Consider the following 22,053-nt stretch of genomic DNA (forward strand, 5'->3'; position numbering starts at 1 on the left):
GCGATTGAAGCATATAAACCGGAGATCGTGCTGCTTGGAGCAACCCATATCGGCCGTGACCTTGGCCCATGTCTTGCAGTAAGAGCGAACACCGGACTGACAGCAGACTGTACAAAGCTTGAGATCGATCCGGAAGACAAGAAGATCAAACAGACCCGTCCTGCATTTGGCGGAAACTTAATGGCAACCATCGTATGCCCGAACCACCGTCCGCAGATGTCCACCGTCCGTCCGGGAGTTATGGAAAAGGCCGCATATGAAGAAGGCCGTAAGGGTGAAGTGATTAAGCTTGACGTAGAATTCAAAGAAGGCGATATCCGCACAAAAGTGGTGGAGATCGTAAAGAGCATGAAGGAAGCAGTGTCCTTAACTGACGCCGAGATCATCGTGGCAGGAGGAATGGGACTTGGAAAACCGGAAGGCTTTGAGCTGTTAAAACAGCTTGCGGATAAGCTTGGCGGAGTGATCGCATCATCGAGAGCCGCAGTAGATGCAGGCTGGATTGATCATGCATACCAGGTAGGCCAGACAGGAACCACAGTAAAACCGAAAATCTACTTTGCATGCGGAATATCCGGAGCGATCCAGCATGCGGCAGGAATGCAGAATTCGGAGCAGATCATAGCGATCAATACCAATGAGAGCGCGCCGATCTTCGAGATCGCGGACTATGGAATCGTAGGAGATCTGTACAAAGTGATTCCGGCTATTATGGAAGAACTGGATAAATAATATTTGAGTACAAAACATTTACCTAAGAGAGTCGCAAGTTACTGCCTGGGCCTGCTGCTTTTGGCCTTTGGCGTGACTTTCTCGGTCAGATCAAACCTGGGGGTGTCTCCGGTAAACTCTATCCCCTATGTGTTAAGCCTTCTGACCGGAATCGAACAGGGATTATTGACTACAGCTGTTTTTTGTTCGTATATTCTTGTTCAGGCAATTATATTGAAAAAAGAGTTTAAACCAATCAATCTGTTACAGATTGTATTTTCATCTTTATTTGGTTACTTTGTTACCTTCTCCAACCATTTGTGCGGGTCCTTACCAACCCCGTCAAATTACGGAGTGCGATTATGTTTTCTGGCTGTCAGTATGGTATTCGTTGCGCTGGGTCTGATGTTTTATCTTGCTGCCGATATTGTCCCCCAACCGGCAGAAGGTGTGATGCTGGCCATTAATTTGAAAACAGGCATTGAATTTTCCAAAGTCAAAGTGATGTTTGACGTCTGCGTAGTCATTATCGCAGCAGCGATATCCTTAATCGGATTTGGTAAGCTGCAGGGAGTGAGGGAAGGCACCGTTATCGCTGCCATCGGAATTGGAAAAATACTTGGAATTCTGAATCAGAAGTACAAGAAATCCATCGAAGATTTCCTTCACAACATGTAACATAGATCACTGAAGTTATACCTTATATTCTCCTTAAAAGGCACGGCCAAAGCTAAAATGGCCGTGCTTTTCTCTGTTTCGGACACCTTTTGGTAAAATGAAGTTCAGGGTTGTTCCTTTCTCTTTTTTGGAATAAAATATTTCGAACATAAGATGAGAAATTATGTTACAATAGAGCAATGAATATAGATGTGAGGTACAGCAATGGCTCAAAACAGAGGAATTAATCAAGATGTAACGCAGGAGATGAACCGATCCCTTCTCCTTAAAAATCTGAGACGGAAGGGAACCTGTTCCAGGGTTCAGCTGGCCAACATAACAGGACTGAAACAGGCGACTGTTACGAATATTATGAAGGATTTCCTGAATTGGGGCTTAGTTGAAGAGGTTGGATTTTTAAATGGAAGCAAAGGCCGCCGTTCCATCGGCGTGGCGGTCAGCAGAGACCGGTACCGGGTGATTGGGGTGCGCCTGGCGAGAAATCACTACAGCGTCGGGCTGTTTGATTTGGCAGGAGGCCTGCTGAAAGAAAAACGGGTGGAATTTAAAGAAGACGAGGCTTTAAATGCACTGACGGTTTTAGGACAGATATCGGAAGAGATACGCGCTCTTATAATAGAAGGAAAAGAAAAAACCATACTGGCTGTGGGGATGGCGGTGCCGGGACCATTTATTGCCAAAAAGAACCGCATAGCCCTGATTACCGGAGCGGATATCTGGAAAGATATTGATTTAAAAGAATACTTTGACAGGGAACTGGAACTTCCCGTATTTTTAGAGCACAACGCCAATGCCGGAGCCTGCGCCCATATGTGGAATATGAAAGAACAGTATCACGATGATATCCTGATCTATATCGCCGCAGGACAGGGAATCGGAGCCGGAATCATTATGGACGGCCAGATTTATCAGGGGGCCTTGGGAACGGCAGGAGAGATCGGCCATATGACCATAGAGAGGGATGGAAAACCGTGTTCTTGTGGGAATAAAGGCTGTCTGGAGCGCTATGCGTCCTCTTTGGAACTGGTGAAATCCGTTTATGGCAATAAAGCCGGTACGCCGGGATGCGGCTTTAAGGACGTAGAGCAGAGAATCCGCCGGGGTGATCCGGAATGCGTAAAGCATTACCAAAAGGCATGTGAAAGCCTTGGAATCGGAATTATCAATTTAGTCAATGTTTTAAACCCGAATCTGGTAATTGTAGGAGACGAGATGTCCAAACCCGATCCGAAACTCATGGAGCAGATCATCCGTGATACGGTAAAAGAGCGAATCCTTCCGGACGTATGGGAGGAACTGGATTTGCAGATCAGTAAATACGAAGGGGACCCCATTTTGACTGGCGCTGCGATCGTAGCCATCAACCAGGTTTTCGATGATCCGGGCCGCTTTATTGAAAACATGATAGAAGAATGAAAATAATTAAAAAAAGTATTTGACTTTCTCCGAAAGAGTGGTATGATTTAATCAATATATTAATTAATTCAATTAATACATAAAACGGAAAAACAATTAAACCATCATGTATGGTCCAGGAAAAGGAGAAAAGGATATGAGATTTTTTATCGACACAGCAAAAGTTGAGGACATTAAAAAAGCGAATGATATGGGAATTATCTGCGGCGTTACCACCAATCCGTCCCTGATTGCAAAAGAGGGAAGAGATTTCACAGAAGTAATTAAAGAGATCACATCCATCGTTGACGGCCCGATCAGCGGAGAAGTAAAGGCAACTACGGTTGATGCGGAAGGCATGATTGCAGAAGGTAGAGAGATCGCAGCCATTCATCCAAACATGGTAGTGAAGATTCCTATGACTGTAGAAGGTTTAAAAGCGACAAAAGTTCTTGCCAGCGAAGGAATTAAAACCAATGTTACATTAATCTTTACAGCTAATCAGGCTCTTTTAGCAGCCCGCGCAGGGGCAACTTATGTATCACCTTTCCTTGGACGTTTGGATGACATCTCACAGTGCGGCGTGGATTTAGTGAGAACCATCGCAGAGATCTTCCAGGTTGCAGGTCTGGATACCCAGATCATCGCGGCCAGCGTAAGAAATCCGATTCATGTAACGGACTGCGCACTGGCAGGAGCGGATATCGCTACCGTACCATATTCTGTGCTGGAGCAGATGACAAAACATCCTCTGACAGATCAGGGTATTGAGAAATTCCAGAAGGATTACATCGCGGTGTTTGGAGAATAAACCGTTTTTGAAACTGCTTTTTTGAAGAGCGGTTTGGAAGAAAAGCAGGAGAGATAAGACCCCGGTCAAGGAATGCGGTAAAAGGCATTTTTGACCGGGGCCTTTTTACGTGGTAAATAATGGTTGAATTTAAAAATATAAAATGGGCGGATAATTAAAAGAAAACCGGCTGCAATATCATTTTAAGGCTGAAGGCGGAATACTATTATATAGGAACAAAGAGATACGAAACTTAAAAAGTAAACCATATGGCAGAAAGAACCAGATAAAATATGTATTGGATCAGCCATATATGCAGAATATAAAAGAGAAGAGTTTGACTGTAAAGAAAGGCCATGATATTATAGTTTTGTTAAATGGTTTTGTCTGAATTGTTAACCTCTTGAAAAATGAGTTATATTGTGTTATACTCAAACCGTAAAGAAGCAATTCTAAATTTGAATTTTTTGTAATTCCTGAAATGTTCGACACTCTTACCTTTTTTGAACCTACATTATGACATCAGGGATTCCTATATTTGTAAGCGGATGTCAGGCCTCCTCTGAGTGGAAGGCAGAAGCTTATATGCGGTTGCCCACCTAGCGTTGCTAGGCGTCAATAAGTAAGAACCGGCATTTTGGGGTTACAAAAGATAAAAGCAGCGAGTAATCGCTGCTTTATCTTTTTTTCATAATGTGTTAAGATAACAAATAGTATACTAGATAAGGAGGCATTATGAAAAACCAGAAATACAAAGACTATCTATACTGGGGAATTACGGCATTTGCTGTGATTGCAGCCTGTATAGCTTTTGCATTCCTGATAATCAAGGGAAACAGTGTAAGAAGTGGAATCAAGGAACTTAATTCCATCTTAGCTCCGATTACATATGGGGCGATTTTGGCATATCTGCTTACGCCGGTTTATAACCGTTATGTGAATAAATCCCGTCCTGCGTTGGAGAAAGCGCTTCGCAGCAAGAAAGCCGGAGAGAGCTGTTCGAAGGCGGTGGGGACACTTGTAAGTTTAGTGCTCATTATAGTGGTCGTAGTCGGCTTGTTCTGGATGATTTTACCACAGGTTATTACCACCATCAACGGGGTGATTGAAAGCTTCCCAAGCAATGCGGACATGTTGTACGGCTGGCTCCAGCAGTTACTGGCGGATAATCCTCAAGTGGAGGAAACGGTTCTGGGAAGCTATGAAAAAGGGCTTCTGCAGCTGGAAACCTGGGTTACCACCGATCTTGTAAAGGTGATGTCCAGCGTGGTATCGGGTGTTTTGTCCGGAGTGGTGTTTATTAAGAACCTTTTAATCGGGCTGATCGTCATGGTTTATCTTCTTAATATAAAGGATTTATTTGCCGCTCAGAGCAAGAAACTGGTCTATGGATTGTTTCCGTTATGGCTGGCTAACCGGATCATTGAAAAGTTCCGTTTTATCCATCAGGTATTCGGCGGGTTTATAATCGGTAAGCTTCTGGACTCTTTGATCATCGGAATCATTTGTTTTGTATGCCTGTCGATTATGAAGATGCCTTATGTTATGCTGATCAGTGTGATTGTGGGCGTTACGAATATTATCCCATTTTTCGGACCGTTTATCGGCGCGGTGCCGAGCGCGCTGCTTCTTCTTTTTGTAAGCCCTGTGAAATGTTTGTATTTCCTGATTTTCATATTGCTTTTACAGCAGTTTGACGGCAATATACTGGGTCCTAAGATATTGGGAAACTCCACCGGTTTATCAAGCTTTTGGGTGCTGTTTTCCATTCTCGTATTTGGCGGGATTTTGGGCCCGATCGGAATGATTATCGGAGTGCCGGCATTTGCCGTTATCTACAGCCTGATTTCCGAGTGGATATGCAGTTCTCTGAAAAAGAAAAATCTTTCGGTTCTGACCGATGATTATCATGGACTGGACCATATAGATGAAGAGAAAAAAACATATATAAAATAAGGGGCATTTATGCAAAAAAAGAGATTTATCAGGTGGTTTGCCGGAATGTTGACGTTAGTCATATTTCTTATAATCATTATACTTGTATATGAACCGGAAGAGAACGGAATTCAAAGAGCTGCTGCTTTTAAGGCGGCGGCTCTTTCTATGGATTCAAAGGAAGCCTGTGTTGAACAGGCGAAGGAACAGCAGAGCAGATTCGCTGCAAAGGACCAGAATAACTGGTACGTTCCCTATATGGATTATCTGTACCAGGAAGGATATCTTTCGGAGGAATTAACACCAGCCCGGGCGGATACGGCAGAAGGGCATTTGACCTATGGAGAAGTGGATTATCTGGCCGGACAGATTTCTAAGGATTTGAAAAATATGGTCCGCATGACAAAGCAGAATAAAAACGATCCGTATCCGGAAGATCAATGGTGGTATTTTTTCGATCAGCTTTTAAAGGAAAATGGAAGCGAACAGGAGATAAAGGAAGAAACGATACTGGTCTATGGTACGATTGCCAATGTGGAAACGGCGAAGCCATGGACGGTTTATACCAATAAAGGAGATTTTGGATTCGACGGCCTGGCTATGGACGCTTATATTGACAACCAGCTGTCCGTCATTTTACGGGATAAAGAGATTATACGGATCAAAGAACTGGTTTCTACGGAAGTGACGTACAGCAACGTATGGCTGAGCCAGGGAAAAGAGAGTACATATAAAGTATATCTGGGAAGTATTACGCGGGAATTTGACGTGAAGGACCAGATTGAAAAACCGGAACAGTATCTGAACAATTTGGCCGATATCCAGTTGAAAAAAGGGGAACTGACAAAGATATCCCTGAAAAAAGACAGGATACAGGGAAGGGTGCTGGAGGTAAAAGAGGATACAATCGAGATCGAGGGTTACGGTGAAGTACCTTTGGATGAGAATTTCAAGGTATATAAAACTTATGGTGAATTCAAAGTCCAGAAGATGAGCGATCTTCTTGTAGGATATGATTTACAGGAATTTATTGTGGCTAACGGAAAACTGTGTGCGGCTCTGACCGTCAGACCTTTTGATGCGGAGCAGATCCGTGTGCTCTTAATGGATACCGGATTTAAATCCATTTTCCATCCTCAGATTTCGCTGGTTTCTGATGTGCCGCTGAAGCTGACATATGGAAAAAAAGAGGAAACCGTAGCGGCCGGAGAACAGTTTACCATCACACCGGATGATGAGAGGCTGAAAGAGGGCCGTTTGATCCTTCAGCCGGAGGACGGAAAATCTGAGATACAGGTGAGCACAATCGAGAGAGGACTGGGAACTCCCTCTTATGGAGGCCGGTTGGAGATCAAGCGGGAAGAAGAAGGGCTGGTTCTGGTTAATGAACTCTTTTTAGAGGAATACCTGACAAAAGTAGTTCCCAGCGAGATGCCCAGCAGCTATGAGATGGAGGCCCTGAAAGCCCAGGCCGTTTGTGCCAGAACCTACGCTTACCGCCAGATCCGCAGCAACAGCTACAGCAGATACGGCGCTCATGTGGACGACAGCACTAACTATCAGGTTTACAACAATATCATTACGGATTCCAAGACTGCGGAAGCGGTTAACCAGACTTACGGCATGCTGCTCCTTTATAATGAATCCCCTGTGGAAGCCTATTATTTTTCCACCTCCTGCGGCCACACCACGGATGGAACCATCTGGGGCGCATCCCCGGAAGATGTCCCCTATCTGACAGGAACCTTATGCAGGGATGGCGGCGGCATTCTAAATCTCACCAGCAACGTGGATTTTGCCGACTTTATTAAGAATAAAAATTATGCTTCATTTGAATCGTCCTTCCCATTTTACCGCTGGAGCACTTCCATCACCAATAAACAGCTGGAAGAAAAGATAGGCGGAATCGGGACCATCACAGGAATGACCATGAGAGAACGGGGAGTCGGAGGAATCGGTAAAGTTCTGGAAGTGGAAGGCACAGAAGGCACCAAAGCAGTGAAAGGCCAGAGCCAGATCCGTTCGCTTTTGGGCAACAAGGAACTGGTTATCAAGAAGAATGACGGAGAAACCCTGACCGGATGGAACACCCTCCCCAGCGCATTCATAGCGATCGAGACAGATCCGGCAGATGAAAACGGAGTGATCACCTTCCGCATTTACGGAGGCGGTTATGGCCACGGCGTAGGAATGAGCCAAAACGGCGCACAGGGCATGGCCAAATCAGGATATACATTCGATAAAATCCTAAAATTCTACTACCACGATGTCCAAATAAAGGAACCTTAGGGGATCTTTTGTGTCATGAGAAACGCCAGGAAAAAGTGGGAAGCGGCGCGGGCGCGGGGATATCCGATGGGAATGGAATTCGACGTTCGACCGAAGATGTACTAAGGCCCGCAAGGATAAAAAGAGGCAGGCCGGTGCCATTCGAAGTGAACTTTTGATAACTTCACTTCTCAGTGGCACCTTAAAAACTGATCTGGAATTCAGTCTTTACCTGCCTCTTTTTGCCCTTGCGGGCCAAGTACATCTAATCGGTCTCCACACGATTCCATTCCCATCGGATATCCCCGCGCCCGCGCCGCTTCCCACTTTTTCCTGGCTGTATACCGGCTTGCTGAGCGTGAAAAGATCCTCATATCTCATAAATCCAGGTGTTTTTAACCTTAGCCGGAGAAAACCTAGCAGGAAAGACGGGACCGGAAAGGAACGGCGGACAGAGGCTGGGCCGGGAGAAAAAAGAGGGAGCTGGCTGCATTTGCAGGAGCTTAGTTTCGCTTAGACGGTGAGATTTTGCGTTGCACGTGAAAATAAATTTGTTTGAGCGGCTTTACCGCGAGTTTTTATTTTCACGTGCGTTTTTAGCAAAAGTTCAGCGTCTTAGTGAAACTTAGCTCCGAAACCCGTAACCATTCCCCTCTTTATCCCTCCCGGCCCAGCCTCTGTCCGCCGTTCCTTTCCGGTCCCGTCTTTCCTGCGTAGCCCTCTTCCTACCGGTACAAAAACACCGGAAGCCCGTCTTTTTCTTGTTGGAGGATATTTCCCTGGATCAGAGGAAGCACATAGTCCAGGAATTCGGGTCCGATATCGGTGCCGTTATTTGTAATCCACTGGGATGGGAACGGTTTTTCTTTATTGCAGACTTCGTTGACATCCACAGTGATACAGGATATTTCATAAGCGGAGCCCGGCGCGCGCTGAAAGGCGATCATCTTGCCGGTTTCTCCATCCAAGGCGGCTAAAACACCGTGTGAAGCGGCCAGAACGGCTTCTTCGATGTCTGTCTTGGACACGATGGCTGCGCTGCAGCGCTGGCAGACATTTAATTCTACGGAACGCACTTTTACGCCTAAGCGGTTGCGCACAAAATTTTCAAGGACTTTTCCGCATCCGGTCAGCATCTTATGTCCAAATGAATCCAGCCGGGCTTCATCGTCATATTCGCAGATAAACGTTCCGTGGCTGTCGGAAATGCCTTCGGATACGCAGACGATGACGTTGGGCTGTTTTTCAAGCGCTTTTTCAATATCGCAGATGAACTGATCCATGTCAAAGTCCGATTCCGGAAGATAGATGAAAAGCGGGTTATCCCCATCGTATTTGCGGGCCAGTTTGCTGGCGGCGGTCAGCCATCCGGCATGGCGGCCCATCAGTTCCACGATGGTGACTGCTTTCTGCTGGTAAACGGAAGAATCCATCACGATTTCCCGAACCGTATTGGCTACATATTTAGCAGCGCTTCCATATCCGGGGGTATGGTCGGTGATAATTAAATCATTGTCTATGGTTTTTGGAATGCCGATAAAACGGATATCGCTGCCGGAATGAGAGGCGTACCGTGATAATTTGCTGACGGTATCCATGGAATCATTGCCTCCGATATAGAAAAAATATCCGATATTAAGATGGTTAAACTTTTCAAAAAGAGAAGGATAAATGATGGAATTAAAATCCTCAGGCAGCTTGAAACGGCAGGAGCCGAGATAAGCGGCAGGAGTATGTTTTAAGATTTCCATATCCTCTTCGGAAAGCGTTGTAAGATCCATATAATCGTCTTTTAAAAAGCCCTCGATGCCGTGAATCATGCCGTAGACTTTATCAACCTGTTCTTTATGGTTCAGCCCTTCCTTCAGGATGCCGCATAAACTGGCATTGATTACTGCAGTAGGGCCGCCGGACTGACCGACTATAATATTTTTTTTCATCTGTGTGAACTCCTTTGTTAGTTATGAAAGTACTCAGATACTATTCTATAATAGGACATCATTCTGCGCAACTATTATTAAATACTTCCACAATTGGAATAATTGGTGTATAATATTAATAAATTGCTAAGAATGAGGGATATATATATGACAATATTTAAAAACAGCCAGCCCGCTACTGTGGATGAGGTTTATCAGGATATGTGTGAGCGGATTACCAGTTTACAGTTAGAGCCGGGGCAGAAGATCAGTGAGAATCAGATCTGTGAAGATTATGGCGTATCGCGTTCTGTGATCAGAACTGTATTTACCCGGTTGAATCAGAGAAAGTTAATAGAAGTATACCCTCAAAGGGGAACCTATATCAGTAAGATCGATCTGGAATTTATCGCGGACCTGTTATTATTCAGGACAGCTATCGAGAAAGAAGTGCTCTATGAGATTTTTGACACGATGGATATGGGACAGAGAAAGAACCTGACGGACCAGCTGAGGGAGAATCTGCAGCAGCAGAAGAAGTACATACATTCCAGCACATACGAGCCGGAATTCAAGCGTCTCGATTCACAGTTTCACAAAATCATGATCGACAGTGTACAGCGGTATAACCTGATGCAGCTGATGGAAGAGAACATGATTCACGTAACCAGGTGGAGAAACTTTGACGTAGTGTTTGACAGGAGAGTGCCGGAACTGATCCGCCAGCATGAAGTAATCTATAATGCCATCTGTGACAATGATTTGACAAAGGCTCTTCGCGCAATGTCGGATCATCTGGAGACGATATCAAAAATTCATGACCGGGCGAAAGCCAGATTTCCTCAGTATTTCGTTTGAAAAAGTTGGGCAATTTGTTTAATTATTAAAAAAATATAAATTATCTATTTACATTTAAGACAATATTTGATAATATATTACCAGTAGGAAGGGATTGTTCATATTATATTTGTGTAATGTGAACAGTTTTTTGGAGACATCTTGTATACTAGAGTTCAAGGCGTAGAACCGATAAAAACTTCACATGTTATTTGAGGATTGCTTGTATACTAGTATAAAAGATGTTATTTCTTATAGGCATTGTTAAAAAATAGACAAAGAGGTTGGAGAAGATGTATACACTTGGAATCGACATAGGATCAACTACTTCTAAATGCATCGTATTAAAAGATGGAACAGATATTCTGGGAAGCTCTATTGTCATAGCAGGAACAGGGACTCACGGACCACAGCAGGCGCTTGCGGAGGTTTACCAAGCATCGGGAATCTCTAAAGAAGAGATCGCCTACACGGTGGCCACCGGTTATGGAAGGAAAATGTTTGAAGAAGCTGATGATGAAATCAGTGAATTAAGCTGCCATGCCCGGGGAGTCCATTTTGTTTTTCCGGAAGTACATACGATAATCGATATTGGAGGTCAGGACGCAAAAGTTCTGGCGGTTAATGAAAAGGGCAGAATGACAAACTTTTTGATGAATGACAAATGTGCGGCAGGAACCGGCAGGTTTTTGGACGTCATGGCAAACATTCTGCAGTTAAAAATCGGAGATTTGGAGGTTGAAGCCGCTAAGGCCGAAGCTCCTGTTAAGATATCAAATACCTGTACGGTATTTGCAGAATCTGAAGTAATCTCACAGCTTGCATCAGGAGTTGCTATTCCGAATCTGGTGGCAGGAATCTGTGAATCTGTAGCGGGCAGGGTCGCGACTCTGGCGAAACGGATCGGGATAAAGGAACAAGTGTGCATGAGCGGCGGTGTAGCCCAAAACGGCGGCGTTAGAAGAGCTATGGAAAAAGAATTGGGAGTACCGATTTGTTATTCCGAGATGGCTCAGTTAATGGGAGCTCTTGGAGCGGCATTGTACGCATATGATAAAGCAACAAATTAAAGGAGGCGTTATTAATGGGTGAAGAGGTTAAGAAACCAAAGTACACACCAGATCCAAACTCTGCAAAGTACAAACTGAATGCTATTGTGGAAAAGCATTACAGAGAGGTACAGGAAGCTAAGGACAGAGGCGAGAAGATTGGCTGGTGTGCAAGCAATTTCCCACAGGAGATTTTTCAGACGTTGGGAGTTAAGGTTTGCTATCCTGAAAACCAGGCGGCAGCGATTGCGGCAAGAGGTGCCGGACAGAGAATGTGCGAGATATCAGAGGCGGAAGGCTATTCAAACGATATCTGCGCATATGCAAGAATCAGTTTAGCGCATATGCAGGTCGGTGAGACACCGGAACAGAATATGCCGCTGCCGGATTTCCTGCTTTGCTGTAACAATATCTGCAACTGTATGATTAAATGGTATGAGAATATTGCAAAAGAATTAAATATTCCATTGATTTTAATCGATATTCCGTTCAACCCGGATTATGAGGTGTCGGATGCTCAGGTGGCATATGTAAAGGGACAGTTCCTTGCAGCTATCAAACAGCTGGAAGAGATCACCGGCAAGAAGTGGTCTGATGAGAAGTTCAAGGAAGTTATGGAAATCTCCAACCGTACATCGAGAGCATGGCTGGAAGCAACCGCTTATACCAAATACACACCTTCACCGCTTAACGGATTCGATCTGTTAAACCATATGGCGGTGGCTGTTTGTGCAAGAGGTACGGTAGATGCGGCAGAAGCGTTTGAATGCCTGCTGGAAGAGTACAAGAAAGCCGTAGCAGAAGGAACGAGCACCTTCCGTGCAGAAGAGAAATACAGAATCATGTTTGAAGGAATTGCATGCTGGCCTCATCTGCGTGTAACCGCAACCGGATTAAAATCCCGTGGAATTAACATGGTGGCTACGATTTATGCCGATGCATTCGGATTTATTTATGACGATTTCGACGGTCTGATTAAGGCATACTGCAGCGTACCAAACTCTATGAACCTGGAAAAATCCAGAGATATGAGAGATGCCATCGTTAAGAGAACCAATACGGAAGGCTTGTTAGTACATACCAACCGTTCCTGCAAACTCTGGAGTGGATTTATGTATGAAATGAGCCGTCAGATCGGTGAAGACTGCAACATTCCTGTTACCTCATTTGATGGGGATCAGGCAGATCCTCGTAATTTCTCCGAAGCTCAGTATGAAACCCGTGTTCAGGGCTTAACGGAAATTATGGAAGCAAACAAAGGAGGTAAATAATAATGGCAGTAAATGAATTATTAGCTAAATTTCATGAGATTGCTGAATCTCCTAAAAAACAGTTAGACGGATATCTGGCAGCAGGCAAAAAAGTGGTGGCCTGTGTACCTGTTTATACACCGGAAGAAATTATTCATTCCATGGGCCTTGTTCCAATGGGAGCCTGGGGAGCTGATACGGAACTGAAAGAAGCGAAGAGATACTTCCCTGCTTTCATCTGCAGCATCATGCAGTCAATCCTGGAACTGGGTATTGCAGGAGAGTACAAAGGAATTTCCGCTTTGGTAGTTCCATCCCTCTGCGATTCCTTAAAATGTCTGGGACAGAACTGGAAATACGCTGTAAAAGACATTCCGTTCATCCCTATGACCTATCCTCAGAACAGAGATAATGAAGTGGGAAAAGCATTTGTAAAAGCCGGATATGAGAGAGTGATCTCTGATCTTACGGTGGCTACAGGAGCACAGTTCAGCGAAGTGGCACTGAAAGCTTCCATCGCTGTTTATAATGAACACAATGCGGTTATGAGAGAACTCAGCGAAGTATTGGTTGATTATCCGTCCGTTACTCCGTCCCAGAGAAATGATATCTTTAAGAGTGCGTGGTTCATGCTGAAAGAAGAGCATACCGCATTAGTAAAAGAATTGTTAGCAGCATTGAAGGAAATGCCTAAGGAAGAAAACAACAAGATCAAAGTGGTTACTTCCGGTATTTTAGCCGACAGCCCAAGCCTTCTTAAAATCTTTGACGAGAACGGCCTTCAGGTTGTGGCAGATGATGTGGCTCATGAGTCCAGACAGTACCGCACAGATGTTCCGGATATGGATAACCCGGTTGATGCTCTTGCAGAGAAATTTGCAGCTATGGGCAACTGTTCCGTTTTATATGATGTGGAGAAAAAACGTGCGGATTACATAGTAGAACTTGCTAAGAAATACGATGCTCGGGGGATTATCGTACTCATGACCAAGTTCTGTGATCCGGAAGAATTTGATTTCGTAATGATTAAAAAAGCATGCGAAAAAGCAGATCTTCAGTTAGTTCAGATCGAAGTTGACCGTCAGATGGTAAACTACGAACAGGCTAATACCATGATCGAAACATTTAAGGAAATGATCCAGTAAAAAACTATCATTGGGCGGATTGCAGTGGGTAAGGCTGCAATTCGCTGACATAGGAAAATATGGAGGATATTAGGTATGATAGATAAAAATAAAATGCCGGTAGCAATCGGCGTAGCATTTGTATGGTTCACCACACAGTTCGGCGGAGGATTTGCTTCCGGTAACCAGTTAAGACAGTATTTCGTATCATTTGGCGTATGGGCATTTTTGACCTGTATTATGGCACAGTTCATCGGTGCATTTTATCAGTGGTATGCACTGAAATACGCAAGAAAACATGAAGTATATGACTACAGAAGCTTTAACAACAGCTTTTATGGAAAATATGCTCCGATTTTCTCAAACTTATATGAACTCGTTTACATCGTTACCCTTTGTGTTGCTCCTGCAGCTGCATTCGCAACAGGCGTCAGCACAATGGAAAGCGCATTTGGTATCAACCATTGGGTTGGAACGATCTTTGTAGGCGCATTTATTTTCATCGTTGCTGTTTACGGCACCAATGTTGTTCGTAAAGTTGCATCCACACTGTCAGTATTGATCGTAGCAGGACTTTTCATCGTATATATTCCTAACATCATCGCACAGTGGGGAGATATCACAGCTAATATTTCAGCAAGTGCTGCTAATCCTGCACCTTTAGGCGGCGCTATTTGGACCGGCGTTGTATATGCGGCATTCCAGTTAGCTTCCATCGGTCTGCTGGTTCAGCACTCCAAACCGTTCAGCAGCCCTGATGATGCGAAGACATCCATGGTTTATGGTTTCTTTGTAAACGCAATTATTTGTTTGATGGCAGTTCTTGGACTTATGGCTATTACCAATGATCCGAACTTTGCAACAGAGAGCATTCCGCTTCTGATCCTTGTAAATAAGGGTGTTGCTCCATCATTATTAAGACCGATTATTTCTATCCTTATCGTTCTTGGTTCCGTATCAACTGCTGTTAACATGATCGCAGGTATGTCAAACCGTGTCTGCTCTTCCATGGATAAGAACTTTGATCCGACAGCAAAACCTGGAATGAACGTTGTTATCGTAACTCTGGTATGTACATTAGTAGCATTTGCTATCGCTCAGCTTGGTCTGAACAAGATCGTAGCGGTTGGATATAAGTATCTTGGCTACCTGACAATTCCGGTTATCATGATTCCTTACATCGTACATATGGTTACAACAAAATTTGACACAAAGTAAAAACTATTTTTCTTTGAAGTGATCGTTTATCCGCTGTCTGGCCGGGCAGTTGAATTAACTGCCCGGGGAAACGGCGAATGATTGTTTAAAGTTACGCCAAAGAGAATGTCTGAAGGACAGGGGGCAATTATGCAGATATTTTTAGTAGTATTGAGTTTAGCATTATTGATTTTCTTATGCTTTAAAGGGGTTCCGATCTTTTTCTCAGCTATGATTTCCGGTATTTTTCTGCTGCTGACAGCAGGAATGAACCCGGTAGAGCAGCTGACAACTACATATGTTAATGGTTTGGCCGGATATTTCGGTAAATTTTTCTTTATCTTCGTATTAGGATCTTTGTTTGGTAAACTGACCGATATCAGTGGAGCAGCAGATGCGATTGCAAAAACGATCATTGATAAATTGGGCGATAAGTTCATTATCCCTTCAATCGTTATTGCAGGCGCTGTTTTAACATACGGCGGTGTATCCGTATTCGTATGTATGTTCACACTGTATCCTCTGATGGTTTCCCTGTTCAAGAGAGGCGATATCTCCAGAACTCTGATTCCGGCCGTATATTTTGCAGGTGCCGGTACATTTACAGGAATGATGCCCGGATCACCACAGATTCAGAACTTGATGCCTGGACAGATGCTTGGTACACCGGCAACGGCTGCTTTAGTACCCGGTCTGCTTTCAGCGGCATTTGAAGCAGTTTTAGTATTTGTTTTCATCATCTGGTATGCAAATAACAGTAAGAAACAAGGCAAACATTTTGAAATGACTGAAAAAGACAAAGCGATGCTGGAACTGAAAAAGAACAAGGAACTTCCAAGCTTCCTTATTGCTTTAATTCCAATGATCATTCTTTTGGTTGCTTTGAATATCTTTAAGCTGTCAGCTGAAGTTTCATTATTTGTTGGATTTATGTCAGGCTTGGTTTTCTACTACAAACAGATTCCGTGGAAAGAGATTTGGAAACATCTGGGCGACGGTACAAAAGACGGTACAGGTTCCCTGTTTAACACGTCCGCAGTTGTTGGATTTGGTTCTTTAGTACAGGCGACACCGGCATTTACTACATTGATTGGTGCAGTTACCAGCATTGGAGGAAGCCCTCTGATCGCATCAGCTGTGGCTGTAACCACGTTAGCAGGTGTCTGCGGTTCCGGTTCAGGCGGTCTTGGTATTGCGCTTCCTATTATTAAAGAGTACTTTGTACCGATGGGCGTTAATATTGAGGCTCTCCACAGAGTTTCCGCATTAGCCAGCTTAGGTCTGGACTCACTGCCTCATAACGGCCTGGTAGTTTCTGTATTGAACGTTACAGAGAACGATCATAAGAGTTCTTACTTCCCTGTATTTATTTCCACTTGTGTGATTCCTTTGATCACATTAGTATTCATGATTATTTTGTTCTACATGTTTGGTATGGCTTAAAGGCCAGATTGAAAAGGAGATGTCTATATGTTTATAAATTTTCCGGAAGTACACACACCGATACAGGGTATGGAAAATGTACCGATTCCTAATATGGTAACGATTCGGCAGAGCTATGACAGCACGAAGATAGAGGATATTAAATCCCATATGCTTGCAGAGATGGAGAAGGTTCAGAACAAGGAATCCTATAAAGGGAAGAGGATCTGTATCACTGCCGGAAGCCGTGGAATTCCTCATCTGGATCTGATGATCCGCACAATCTGCGATACGTTAAAAACATGGGGTGCAGAGCCATTTATCATTCCTGCCATGGGAAGCCATGGCGGCGCAACTGCCGAAGGACAGGTAGAGATGCTGGAGGGCTACAACATCACAGAAGAGAGCATGGGAGTTCCGATTCTTTCTTCCATGGAAGTTGTACAGTACGATGAGCTCAACGGTATTCCGTTATATTGTGATAAATATGCATATGAATCCGATGGCATTGTTATCTTCAATAAAGTAAAACCTCACACAGATTTCAGAGGACCTCATGAGAGCGGTTTAGCTAAAATGATAGCAATCGGTATCGCAAAGCATAAAGGAGCCAGTATGTTCCACAGCTTTGGATTCCACCGTTTCACAGAGTTAATTCCTCCTGTAGCTGAGAAATTCCTGGAAAAATGTCCGTTTGCATTCGGTGTCGGCGTTGTTCAGAACGCGTATGACGATATCTGCAATATCGATGTCTGCAATAAGGATGATTTTATGGAAACAGACGCAAGACTTCTTGAAATTGCAAAAGAGAAGATGGCGAAATTCAAATTTGACGACATTGATGTGCTGGTTATCGATGAGATCGGAAAGAACATCAGCGGCAACGGCCATGACCCGAACGTAACGGGAAGAAATATTACACATACATTCCCCGATACTTTGAATCTGAGAAAGCTGTTCATCCGCGGCATTACTCCGGAAGCTCATCATAACGGATGCGGACTGGGGTCTGCCGATGTTACGACAAGACGTTGCTTAAATGACGTGGACTGGGAAGTAACATGGACCAATGTTCTCACCACCGGGCTGATGGATGCCTGCCCGATACCTCTGTATGTAAATACGGATAAAGAAGCGGTTATGATGTGCATCAGATGCTGTCACAACCTGGATTACAGCAAGGCGAGAGTTGTACATATTAAGAATACATTGTGTCTGGATGAAATACAGGTTTCAGAACCTCTGTATGAAGCCATCAAAGACATAGATGGTATTTCTTATGTGAGCGGTCCTGTTCCAATGCATTTCAATGAAGATGGTATGATGGATTAAATGATTAAGGTACCGGTGGGCTGGAAACGGCCCATCGGGTAACTGTTTAAAACTGGTATACAAGTATACAGAGATAATATCTCAATTGCGGGAGAGTAGATTATGAGTCTTGTATCGAAAACAATTGGAACATGCCTTCATGAGCGTGCAGAGGCAATGCCCGATTTGCAGGGGGTAGGATACCGGGATTACTGGTATTCCTGGAAAGATGTGGATGAGATTTCTGATTTCCTGGCCGTGCGCTATTGGAAGATGGGAATCCGGCATGGAGTTCATGCGGCTACATGGAGTGTAAACAGCCCTAATTTAGTATTTTGCCTTTTTGCGCTCTGGAAGATAGGGGCTGTTTCCGTTTTAGTCAATACCTGCTATAAAGAGCAGGAGATCGAGGATATTCTGAGGGACAATGACGTAGAGTATCTTTTTTATGGTTATGGATGTAAAAGCACCTGCTATAAGGATATGCTGAGCCGGGTTCCTTTAGAAAGCCTTCCTGTTTTTAAAGAGGCAATTGAGCTGGAAGAAAATCCACTGGATAAGTGGTACCGGAGAGAGAATTTCCCCGCAGTTCTTTCCGAGGAAGACAGACAGCTTTTAAAACAGGCAGAATCGTCTGTTAAACCGGAGGATACCGCATGTATTCTGTTTACATCGGGAACCACCAGCAAGCCCAAGGGAGTGATGCTTTCCCATTTCAGCCTGATCAATAACTCGGCTGAGATCGTCAAAAAGATGCGTTGGAACAGCGATGACAAGATCTGCATCTCAGTTCCCATGTTTCATTGTTTTGGGATTACCGCTGGAATTCTTTCCTGTTTAAACAGCGGAGCGGCCGGACATTTGCTGAAATATTATAAGACACTGGAAGTTTTGGATCAGGTTCAGAAATATAAGTGCACGGTTTTAAACGGGGTGCCCACCATGTTTCTGGCAATGCTCCGCAATAAAAACCGCCAGGATTATGATATTTCATCACTTCACGGAGGCGTGATTGCAGGATCTGCAATTCTGCCGGCCGAATATTTGGAAATCTGTAAACAGCTTCAATTGGAGAAGCTTCAGGTTTCGTATGGACAGACGGAGTCGGCTCCATGCGTTACCATTTCCGCATACGACGATACGCTGGAGCGAAAATCGGTGACTGCGGGAAAGAAGATTGAAGATGTTGAACTGGAGATCAGGGATATTGTTACTGGAGAATGGGCCGAGACCGGTCAGGCAGGAGAGATCCTGACCCGCGGATACCATGTAATGCAGGGATACTATAACCGGCCCGAAGAGACGGAAAAGACAATCGATTCGGAAGGATGGCTGCATACGGGGGACATCGGATATCTGGATGAAGACGGCTATCTTCATGTAACAGGAAGAATGAAAGAAATGATCATTCGCGGAGGGGAAAACATTTCGCCCGCGGAAATTGAAAATTGCATTATAGAGATGCCGGAAGTGGAAGAAGTTAAAGTAGTTGGAATTCCGGCGGAAGTGCTGCAGGAAGAGATTGTGGCATGCATTATTCCAAAAGAGGGAGTGGTGCTGGATTCAGAAAAGGTTACCGCATATGTAAAGTCGCGGTTATCGGATTATAAAGTGCCGAAATATGTTCTGACATTTCAATCGTTTCCAATCAACGCCAGCGGGAAGATCCTTGTTAAGGACTTAAAAGTCCAGGTTGGCGAGATGATAAAGCTAAAACATTAAGGAGGAACAAGCATGTATTTTACAGAACAGCATGAGTTAGTTAGGAAATTGGCCAGGGAGTTCGCAGAAAAAGAACTGACAAAAGAAATCCTTGACCAGGTGGAGGAATCCGAGGAGTTCCCGGAAGAAATTCTTCAGAAGATGGCGAAAGCCGGATTCTTCGGAATTAAAGTACCAAAGGAATATGGCGGACAGGGAGCGGATGCCCGTTCTTATGTTCTGGTTATGGAAGAATTTGCAAGAGTGAGCGGTGTGGCTAGTATTTATGTTTCTTCACCAAACTCTTTATCAGGCGGACCTTTCCTGCTTTCAGGAAATGATGAGCAGAAAGAAAAATATTTAAAACCTGTCGTAACAGGCGAGAAAAAGGTATGTTTCGCACTTACTGAGCCGGGAGCAGGTTCCGATGCAGGCGGTATGACTACAACAGCCGTAAAAGACGGCGATTATTATATCTTAAACGGAAGAAAATGTTTCATCACCATGGCACCTCTTTCTGATTTTGCTGTTGTTTATGCAAAAACGGATATGACGAAGGGAACCAGAGGCATTTCTGCATTTATCGTGGACATGAAACTTCCTGGCGTATCCTGCGGCAAACCGGAGAAGAAGATGGGTGTTATCGGATGCGCTACCAGCGATATCATTCTGGAGAATGTACGCGTACATAAGAGCGACCTTCTTGGCGAAGAGGGAAGAGGATTTATCAACGCGATGAAGACTCTGGATACGGGACGTATGGGCGTTGCGGCTCAGTCCATCGGTGTAGCTCAGGGCGCTTTGGATGAAGCAATCAAATATGCAAAAGAGAGAAAACAGTTCGGCAGAAGAATCGGTGATTTCCAGGCAATCAGCTTCATGATCGCCGATATGGCAACAAAACTGGAAGCAGCTAAACTGCTGGTATACAAAACCGCTTATCTGATGGATACTCACCAGGATGCGTCTATGGCAGCATCTATGGCTAAATTCTTTGCATCAGAAGCATGTAATGAGATCGTAGGAAAAGCAGTGCAGATCCATGGCGGCTACGGATTTATCAAGGATTACAAGGTAGAGCGCATGTACAGAGACTGCCGTGTATTCACAATCTACGAAGGAACTTCTCAGGTACAGCAGGTTGTAATCTCAGGAAAACTGCTGAAGAAATAAGACAGCCAGTGTGAAGAGACAAAACATCACAGGAATATAAATGCCGCTGCCGGCGGCAGAGCGGAGGTAGAAATGAAGATATTAGTTTGTGTTAAACAGGTACCAGATACCAATGAAGTAAAGATCGACCCTGTAAAGGGCACCTTAATCCGTGACGGTGTGCCGAGTATCTTAAACCCGGATGACGCCAACGCGTTAGAAGCAGCATTACAGATCAAAGACCAGGACCCGGATACCGTGATTGCAGTTTTAACCATGGGACCGCCACAGGCAACCTATATGTTAAGAGAATGCCTTGCAATGGGAGCAGACGAAGCATACCTGCTGAGCGACCGCGCATTCGGCGGAGCGGATACCTGCGCAACATCCACCACAATCGCAGCGGGAATCCGTAAAGTAGGCGGAGTGGACGTGATCTTTGCAGGACGTCAGGCCATCGATGGAGATACTGCACAGGTAGGACCTCAGGTAGCCCAGAGACTCGGCCTTCCGGTAGTGACCTATGTTCAGGAGATCAAGCTGGAAGAGGGAAAAGCCATCGTACAGAGACAGATGGAAGACGGATATGAAGTGATCGAAGTACAGACCCCATGCCTTCTGACAGCCGTAAAAGAATTAAACGAGCCGAGATACATGAGTATCGGAGGAATCGTAGACGCATACAAGAAAGAAATCACCGTATGGAACCATGACGATGTAGAATTAGACCCGAAGAACTGCGGATTGAACGCATCCCCGACTCAGGTGTTCCGTTCCTTTACACCGCCGCCAAAGGGAAAAGGCGAGATGTTAAGCGGAAGCATTCAGGATATGAGCGCAGCTTTAGTAGGCAAATTAAAAGAGAAACATTACATCTAAATGAGAAAGGACGGATAATAAAATGGCAGTAAATGTAATCAAAGAAAAATGTAAAGGCTGTTCCATCTGTGTGAAGAACTGTCCTTTTGACGCAATTACCATGGAAAACAAGCTGGCAGTGATCGGAACGGCATGTACCGGATGCGGCGTATGTGTGGAGAAATGTCCATTCAAGGCAATTGAAAAAACAGAAGAAGAAAAAGAAGTAAAAGATTTAAGCGCATATAAAGGCGTATGGGTATTCGCAGAGCAGAGAGACGGAAAGATCATGCCGGTGGTAATCGAACTGCTTGGAGAAGGCAAGAAGCTGGCAGCTGAAGTGGGCTGTGAGCTGTGCGCAGTTCTCTGCGGAAGCGGAGTGGAAGGCCTGGCAGACGAACTGTTCGCCTATGGAGCGGATAAAGTATACGTGGCAGACCATGAAGAGCTGTCCAC

General features: G+C 44.5%; 18 protein-coding genes and 1 other RNA gene. 18 read left to right on the plus strand and 1 reads right to left on the minus strand.

The genetic code is table 11. The features are described 5' to 3' along the window. The 7 genes from C0033_RS26290 to C0033_RS26320 form a co-directional block, all read left to right on the plus strand. The coding region (locus C0033_RS26290; protein ID WP_146043717.1) for an electron transfer flavoprotein subunit alpha/FixB family protein at positions 1 to 732 on the plus strand (732 nt) is incomplete at its 5' end. A gap of 3 nt (positions 733 to 735) precedes the next feature. Then, positions 736 to 1,389: a DUF6198 family protein gene (locus tag C0033_RS26295; RefSeq protein WP_103230827.1), complete on the plus strand. Its 654-nt coding sequence runs from the start codon at positions 736 to 738 to the stop codon at positions 1,387 to 1,389. Between the two features lie 204 nt (positions 1,390 to 1,593). Beyond that, a complete protein-coding gene (locus C0033_RS26300) occupies positions 1,594 to 2,805 on the plus strand; it encodes an ROK family protein (RefSeq protein ID WP_103230828.1) in 1,212 nt (403 codons plus the stop codon). Between the two features lie 136 nt (positions 2,806 to 2,941). Beyond that, complete coding sequence (gene fsa, locus C0033_RS26305) at positions 2,942 to 3,595, plus strand: fructose-6-phosphate aldolase (protein ID WP_103230829.1); 654 nt, start codon at positions 2,942 to 2,944, stop codon at positions 3,593 to 3,595. Positions 3,596 to 4,044: 449 nt separating this feature from the next. Further along, a non-coding RNA gene (ssrS, locus tag C0033_RS26310) (6S RNA) lies at positions 4,045 to 4,222 on the plus strand. 87 nt (positions 4,223 to 4,309) lie between these two features. Then, on the plus strand, positions 4,310 to 5,530 hold the full coding sequence (locus C0033_RS26315) for an AI-2E family transporter (RefSeq protein WP_103230830.1): 1,221 nt from the start codon (positions 4,310 to 4,312) through the stop codon (positions 5,528 to 5,530). A 9-nt stretch (positions 5,531 to 5,539) separates the two neighbouring features. Beyond that, complete coding sequence (locus tag C0033_RS26320) at positions 5,540 to 7,798, plus strand: SpoIID/LytB domain-containing protein (protein ID WP_103230831.1); 2,259 nt, start codon at positions 5,540 to 5,542, stop codon at positions 7,796 to 7,798. 704 nt (positions 7,799 to 8,502) lie between these two features. Here the strand turns inward: C0033_RS26320 and C0033_RS26325 are convergent. Next, positions 8,503 to 9,717 carry a 6-phosphofructokinase gene (locus C0033_RS26325; protein WP_103230832.1) on the minus strand — a complete coding sequence of 405 codons (1,215 nt, stop codon included), beginning with the start codon at positions 9,715 to 9,717 and terminating at the stop codon, positions 8,503 to 8,505. 147 nt (positions 9,718 to 9,864) lie between these two features. Between C0033_RS26325 and C0033_RS26330 the strand changes: the two genes are divergently transcribed. The 11 genes from C0033_RS26330 to C0033_RS26380 all read left to right on the plus strand — a co-directional run. Then, a complete protein-coding gene (locus C0033_RS26330) occupies positions 9,865 to 10,554 on the plus strand; it encodes a GntR family transcriptional regulator (protein WP_103230833.1) in 690 nt (229 codons plus the stop codon). 263 nt (positions 10,555 to 10,817) lie between these two features. Beyond that, positions 10,818 to 11,603: an acyl-CoA dehydratase activase gene (locus C0033_RS26335; RefSeq protein WP_347501228.1), complete on the plus strand. Its 786-nt coding sequence runs from the start codon at positions 10,818 to 10,820 to the stop codon at positions 11,601 to 11,603. A 14-nt stretch (positions 11,604 to 11,617) separates the two neighbouring features. Next, entirely contained in the window at positions 11,618 to 12,853 is a 1,236-nt protein-coding gene (locus tag C0033_RS26340; protein WP_103230835.1) for a 2-hydroxyacyl-CoA dehydratase family protein, read from the plus strand. Positions 12,854 to 12,855: 2 nt separating this feature from the next. After that, positions 12,856 to 13,977 (plus strand): 2-hydroxyacyl-CoA dehydratase family protein, encoded by a 1,122-nt coding sequence (locus C0033_RS26345; protein ID WP_103230836.1) that lies wholly within the window; start codon positions 12,856 to 12,858, stop codon positions 13,975 to 13,977. Positions 13,978 to 14,052: 75 nt separating this feature from the next. Further along, positions 14,053 to 15,174 (plus strand): hypothetical protein, encoded by a 1,122-nt coding sequence (locus tag C0033_RS26350; protein WP_103230837.1) that lies wholly within the window; start codon positions 14,053 to 14,055, stop codon positions 15,172 to 15,174. A 129-nt stretch (positions 15,175 to 15,303) separates the two neighbouring features. Beyond that, a complete protein-coding gene (locus C0033_RS26355; RefSeq protein ID WP_180994913.1) occupies positions 15,304 to 16,596 on the plus strand; it encodes a GntP family permease in 1,293 nt (430 codons plus the stop codon). A gap of 27 nt (positions 16,597 to 16,623) precedes the next feature. After that, positions 16,624 to 17,907 carry a lactate racemase domain-containing protein gene (locus tag C0033_RS26360; RefSeq protein WP_103230839.1) on the plus strand — a complete coding sequence of 428 codons (1,284 nt, stop codon included), beginning with the start codon at positions 16,624 to 16,626 and terminating at the stop codon, positions 17,905 to 17,907. Positions 17,908 to 18,009: 102 nt separating this feature from the next. Continuing rightward, positions 18,010 to 19,608, plus strand: coding sequence for an AMP-binding protein (locus C0033_RS26365; RefSeq protein ID WP_103230840.1), 1,599 nt, complete (start codon positions 18,010 to 18,012; stop codon positions 19,606 to 19,608). Between the two features lie 12 nt (positions 19,609 to 19,620). Further along, a complete protein-coding gene (locus tag C0033_RS26370) occupies positions 19,621 to 20,760 on the plus strand; it encodes an acyl-CoA dehydrogenase family protein (RefSeq protein ID WP_103230841.1) in 1,140 nt (379 codons plus the stop codon). Positions 20,761 to 20,832: 72 nt separating this feature from the next. Further along, entirely contained in the window at positions 20,833 to 21,618 is a 786-nt protein-coding gene (gene etfB, locus C0033_RS26375; protein ID WP_103230842.1) for an electron transfer flavoprotein subunit beta, read from the plus strand. A gap of 22 nt (positions 21,619 to 21,640) precedes the next feature. Beyond that, positions 21,641 to 22,053 (plus strand): 4Fe-4S binding protein (locus C0033_RS26380; RefSeq protein ID WP_146043814.1); only part of this gene is annotated, 413 nt, incomplete at its 3' end.

Origin of the sequence: Clostridium sp. chh4-2 (genome assembly GCF_002899675.1) — a bacterium.
In the GTDB taxonomy this organism is placed as follows: Bacteria; Bacillota; Clostridia; order Lachnospirales; family Lachnospiraceae; genus CHH4-2.

Excerpts from the sequence above, each read along its gene's own strand:
- C0033_RS26300 (WP_103230828.1), top strand. The coding sequence starts at position 1,594 with ATGGCTCAAAACAGAGGAATTAATCAAGATGTAACGCAGGAGATGAAC.
- fsa (WP_103230829.1), top strand. The coding sequence starts at position 2,942 with ATGAGATTTTTTATCGACACAGCAAAAGTTGAGGACATTAAAAAAGCG.
- C0033_RS26315 (WP_103230830.1), top strand. The coding sequence starts at position 4,310 with ATGAAAAACCAGAAATACAAAGACTATCTATACTGGGGAATTACGGCA.
- C0033_RS26320 (WP_103230831.1), top strand. The coding sequence starts at position 5,540 with ATGCAAAAAAAGAGATTTATCAGGTGGTTTGCCGGAATGTTGACGTTA.
- C0033_RS26325 (WP_103230832.1), bottom strand. The coding sequence starts at position 9,717 with ATGAAAAAAAATATTATAGTCGGTCAGTCCGGCGGCCCTACTGCAGTA.
- C0033_RS26330 (WP_103230833.1), top strand. The coding sequence starts at position 9,865 with ATGACAATATTTAAAAACAGCCAGCCCGCTACTGTGGATGAGGTTTAT.
- C0033_RS26340 (WP_103230835.1), top strand. The coding sequence starts at position 11,618 with ATGGGTGAAGAGGTTAAGAAACCAAAGTACACACCAGATCCAAACTCT.
- C0033_RS26345 (WP_103230836.1), top strand. The coding sequence starts at position 12,856 with ATGGCAGTAAATGAATTATTAGCTAAATTTCATGAGATTGCTGAATCT.
- C0033_RS26350 (WP_103230837.1), top strand. The coding sequence starts at position 14,053 with ATGATAGATAAAAATAAAATGCCGGTAGCAATCGGCGTAGCATTTGTA.
- C0033_RS26355 (WP_180994913.1), top strand. The coding sequence starts at position 15,304 with ATGCAGATATTTTTAGTAGTATTGAGTTTAGCATTATTGATTTTCTTA.
- C0033_RS26360 (WP_103230839.1), top strand. The coding sequence starts at position 16,624 with ATGTTTATAAATTTTCCGGAAGTACACACACCGATACAGGGTATGGAA.
- C0033_RS26365 (WP_103230840.1), top strand. The coding sequence starts at position 18,010 with ATGAGTCTTGTATCGAAAACAATTGGAACATGCCTTCATGAGCGTGCA.
- C0033_RS26370 (WP_103230841.1), top strand. The coding sequence starts at position 19,621 with ATGTATTTTACAGAACAGCATGAGTTAGTTAGGAAATTGGCCAGGGAG.
- etfB (WP_103230842.1), top strand. The coding sequence starts at position 20,833 with ATGAAGATATTAGTTTGTGTTAAACAGGTACCAGATACCAATGAAGTA.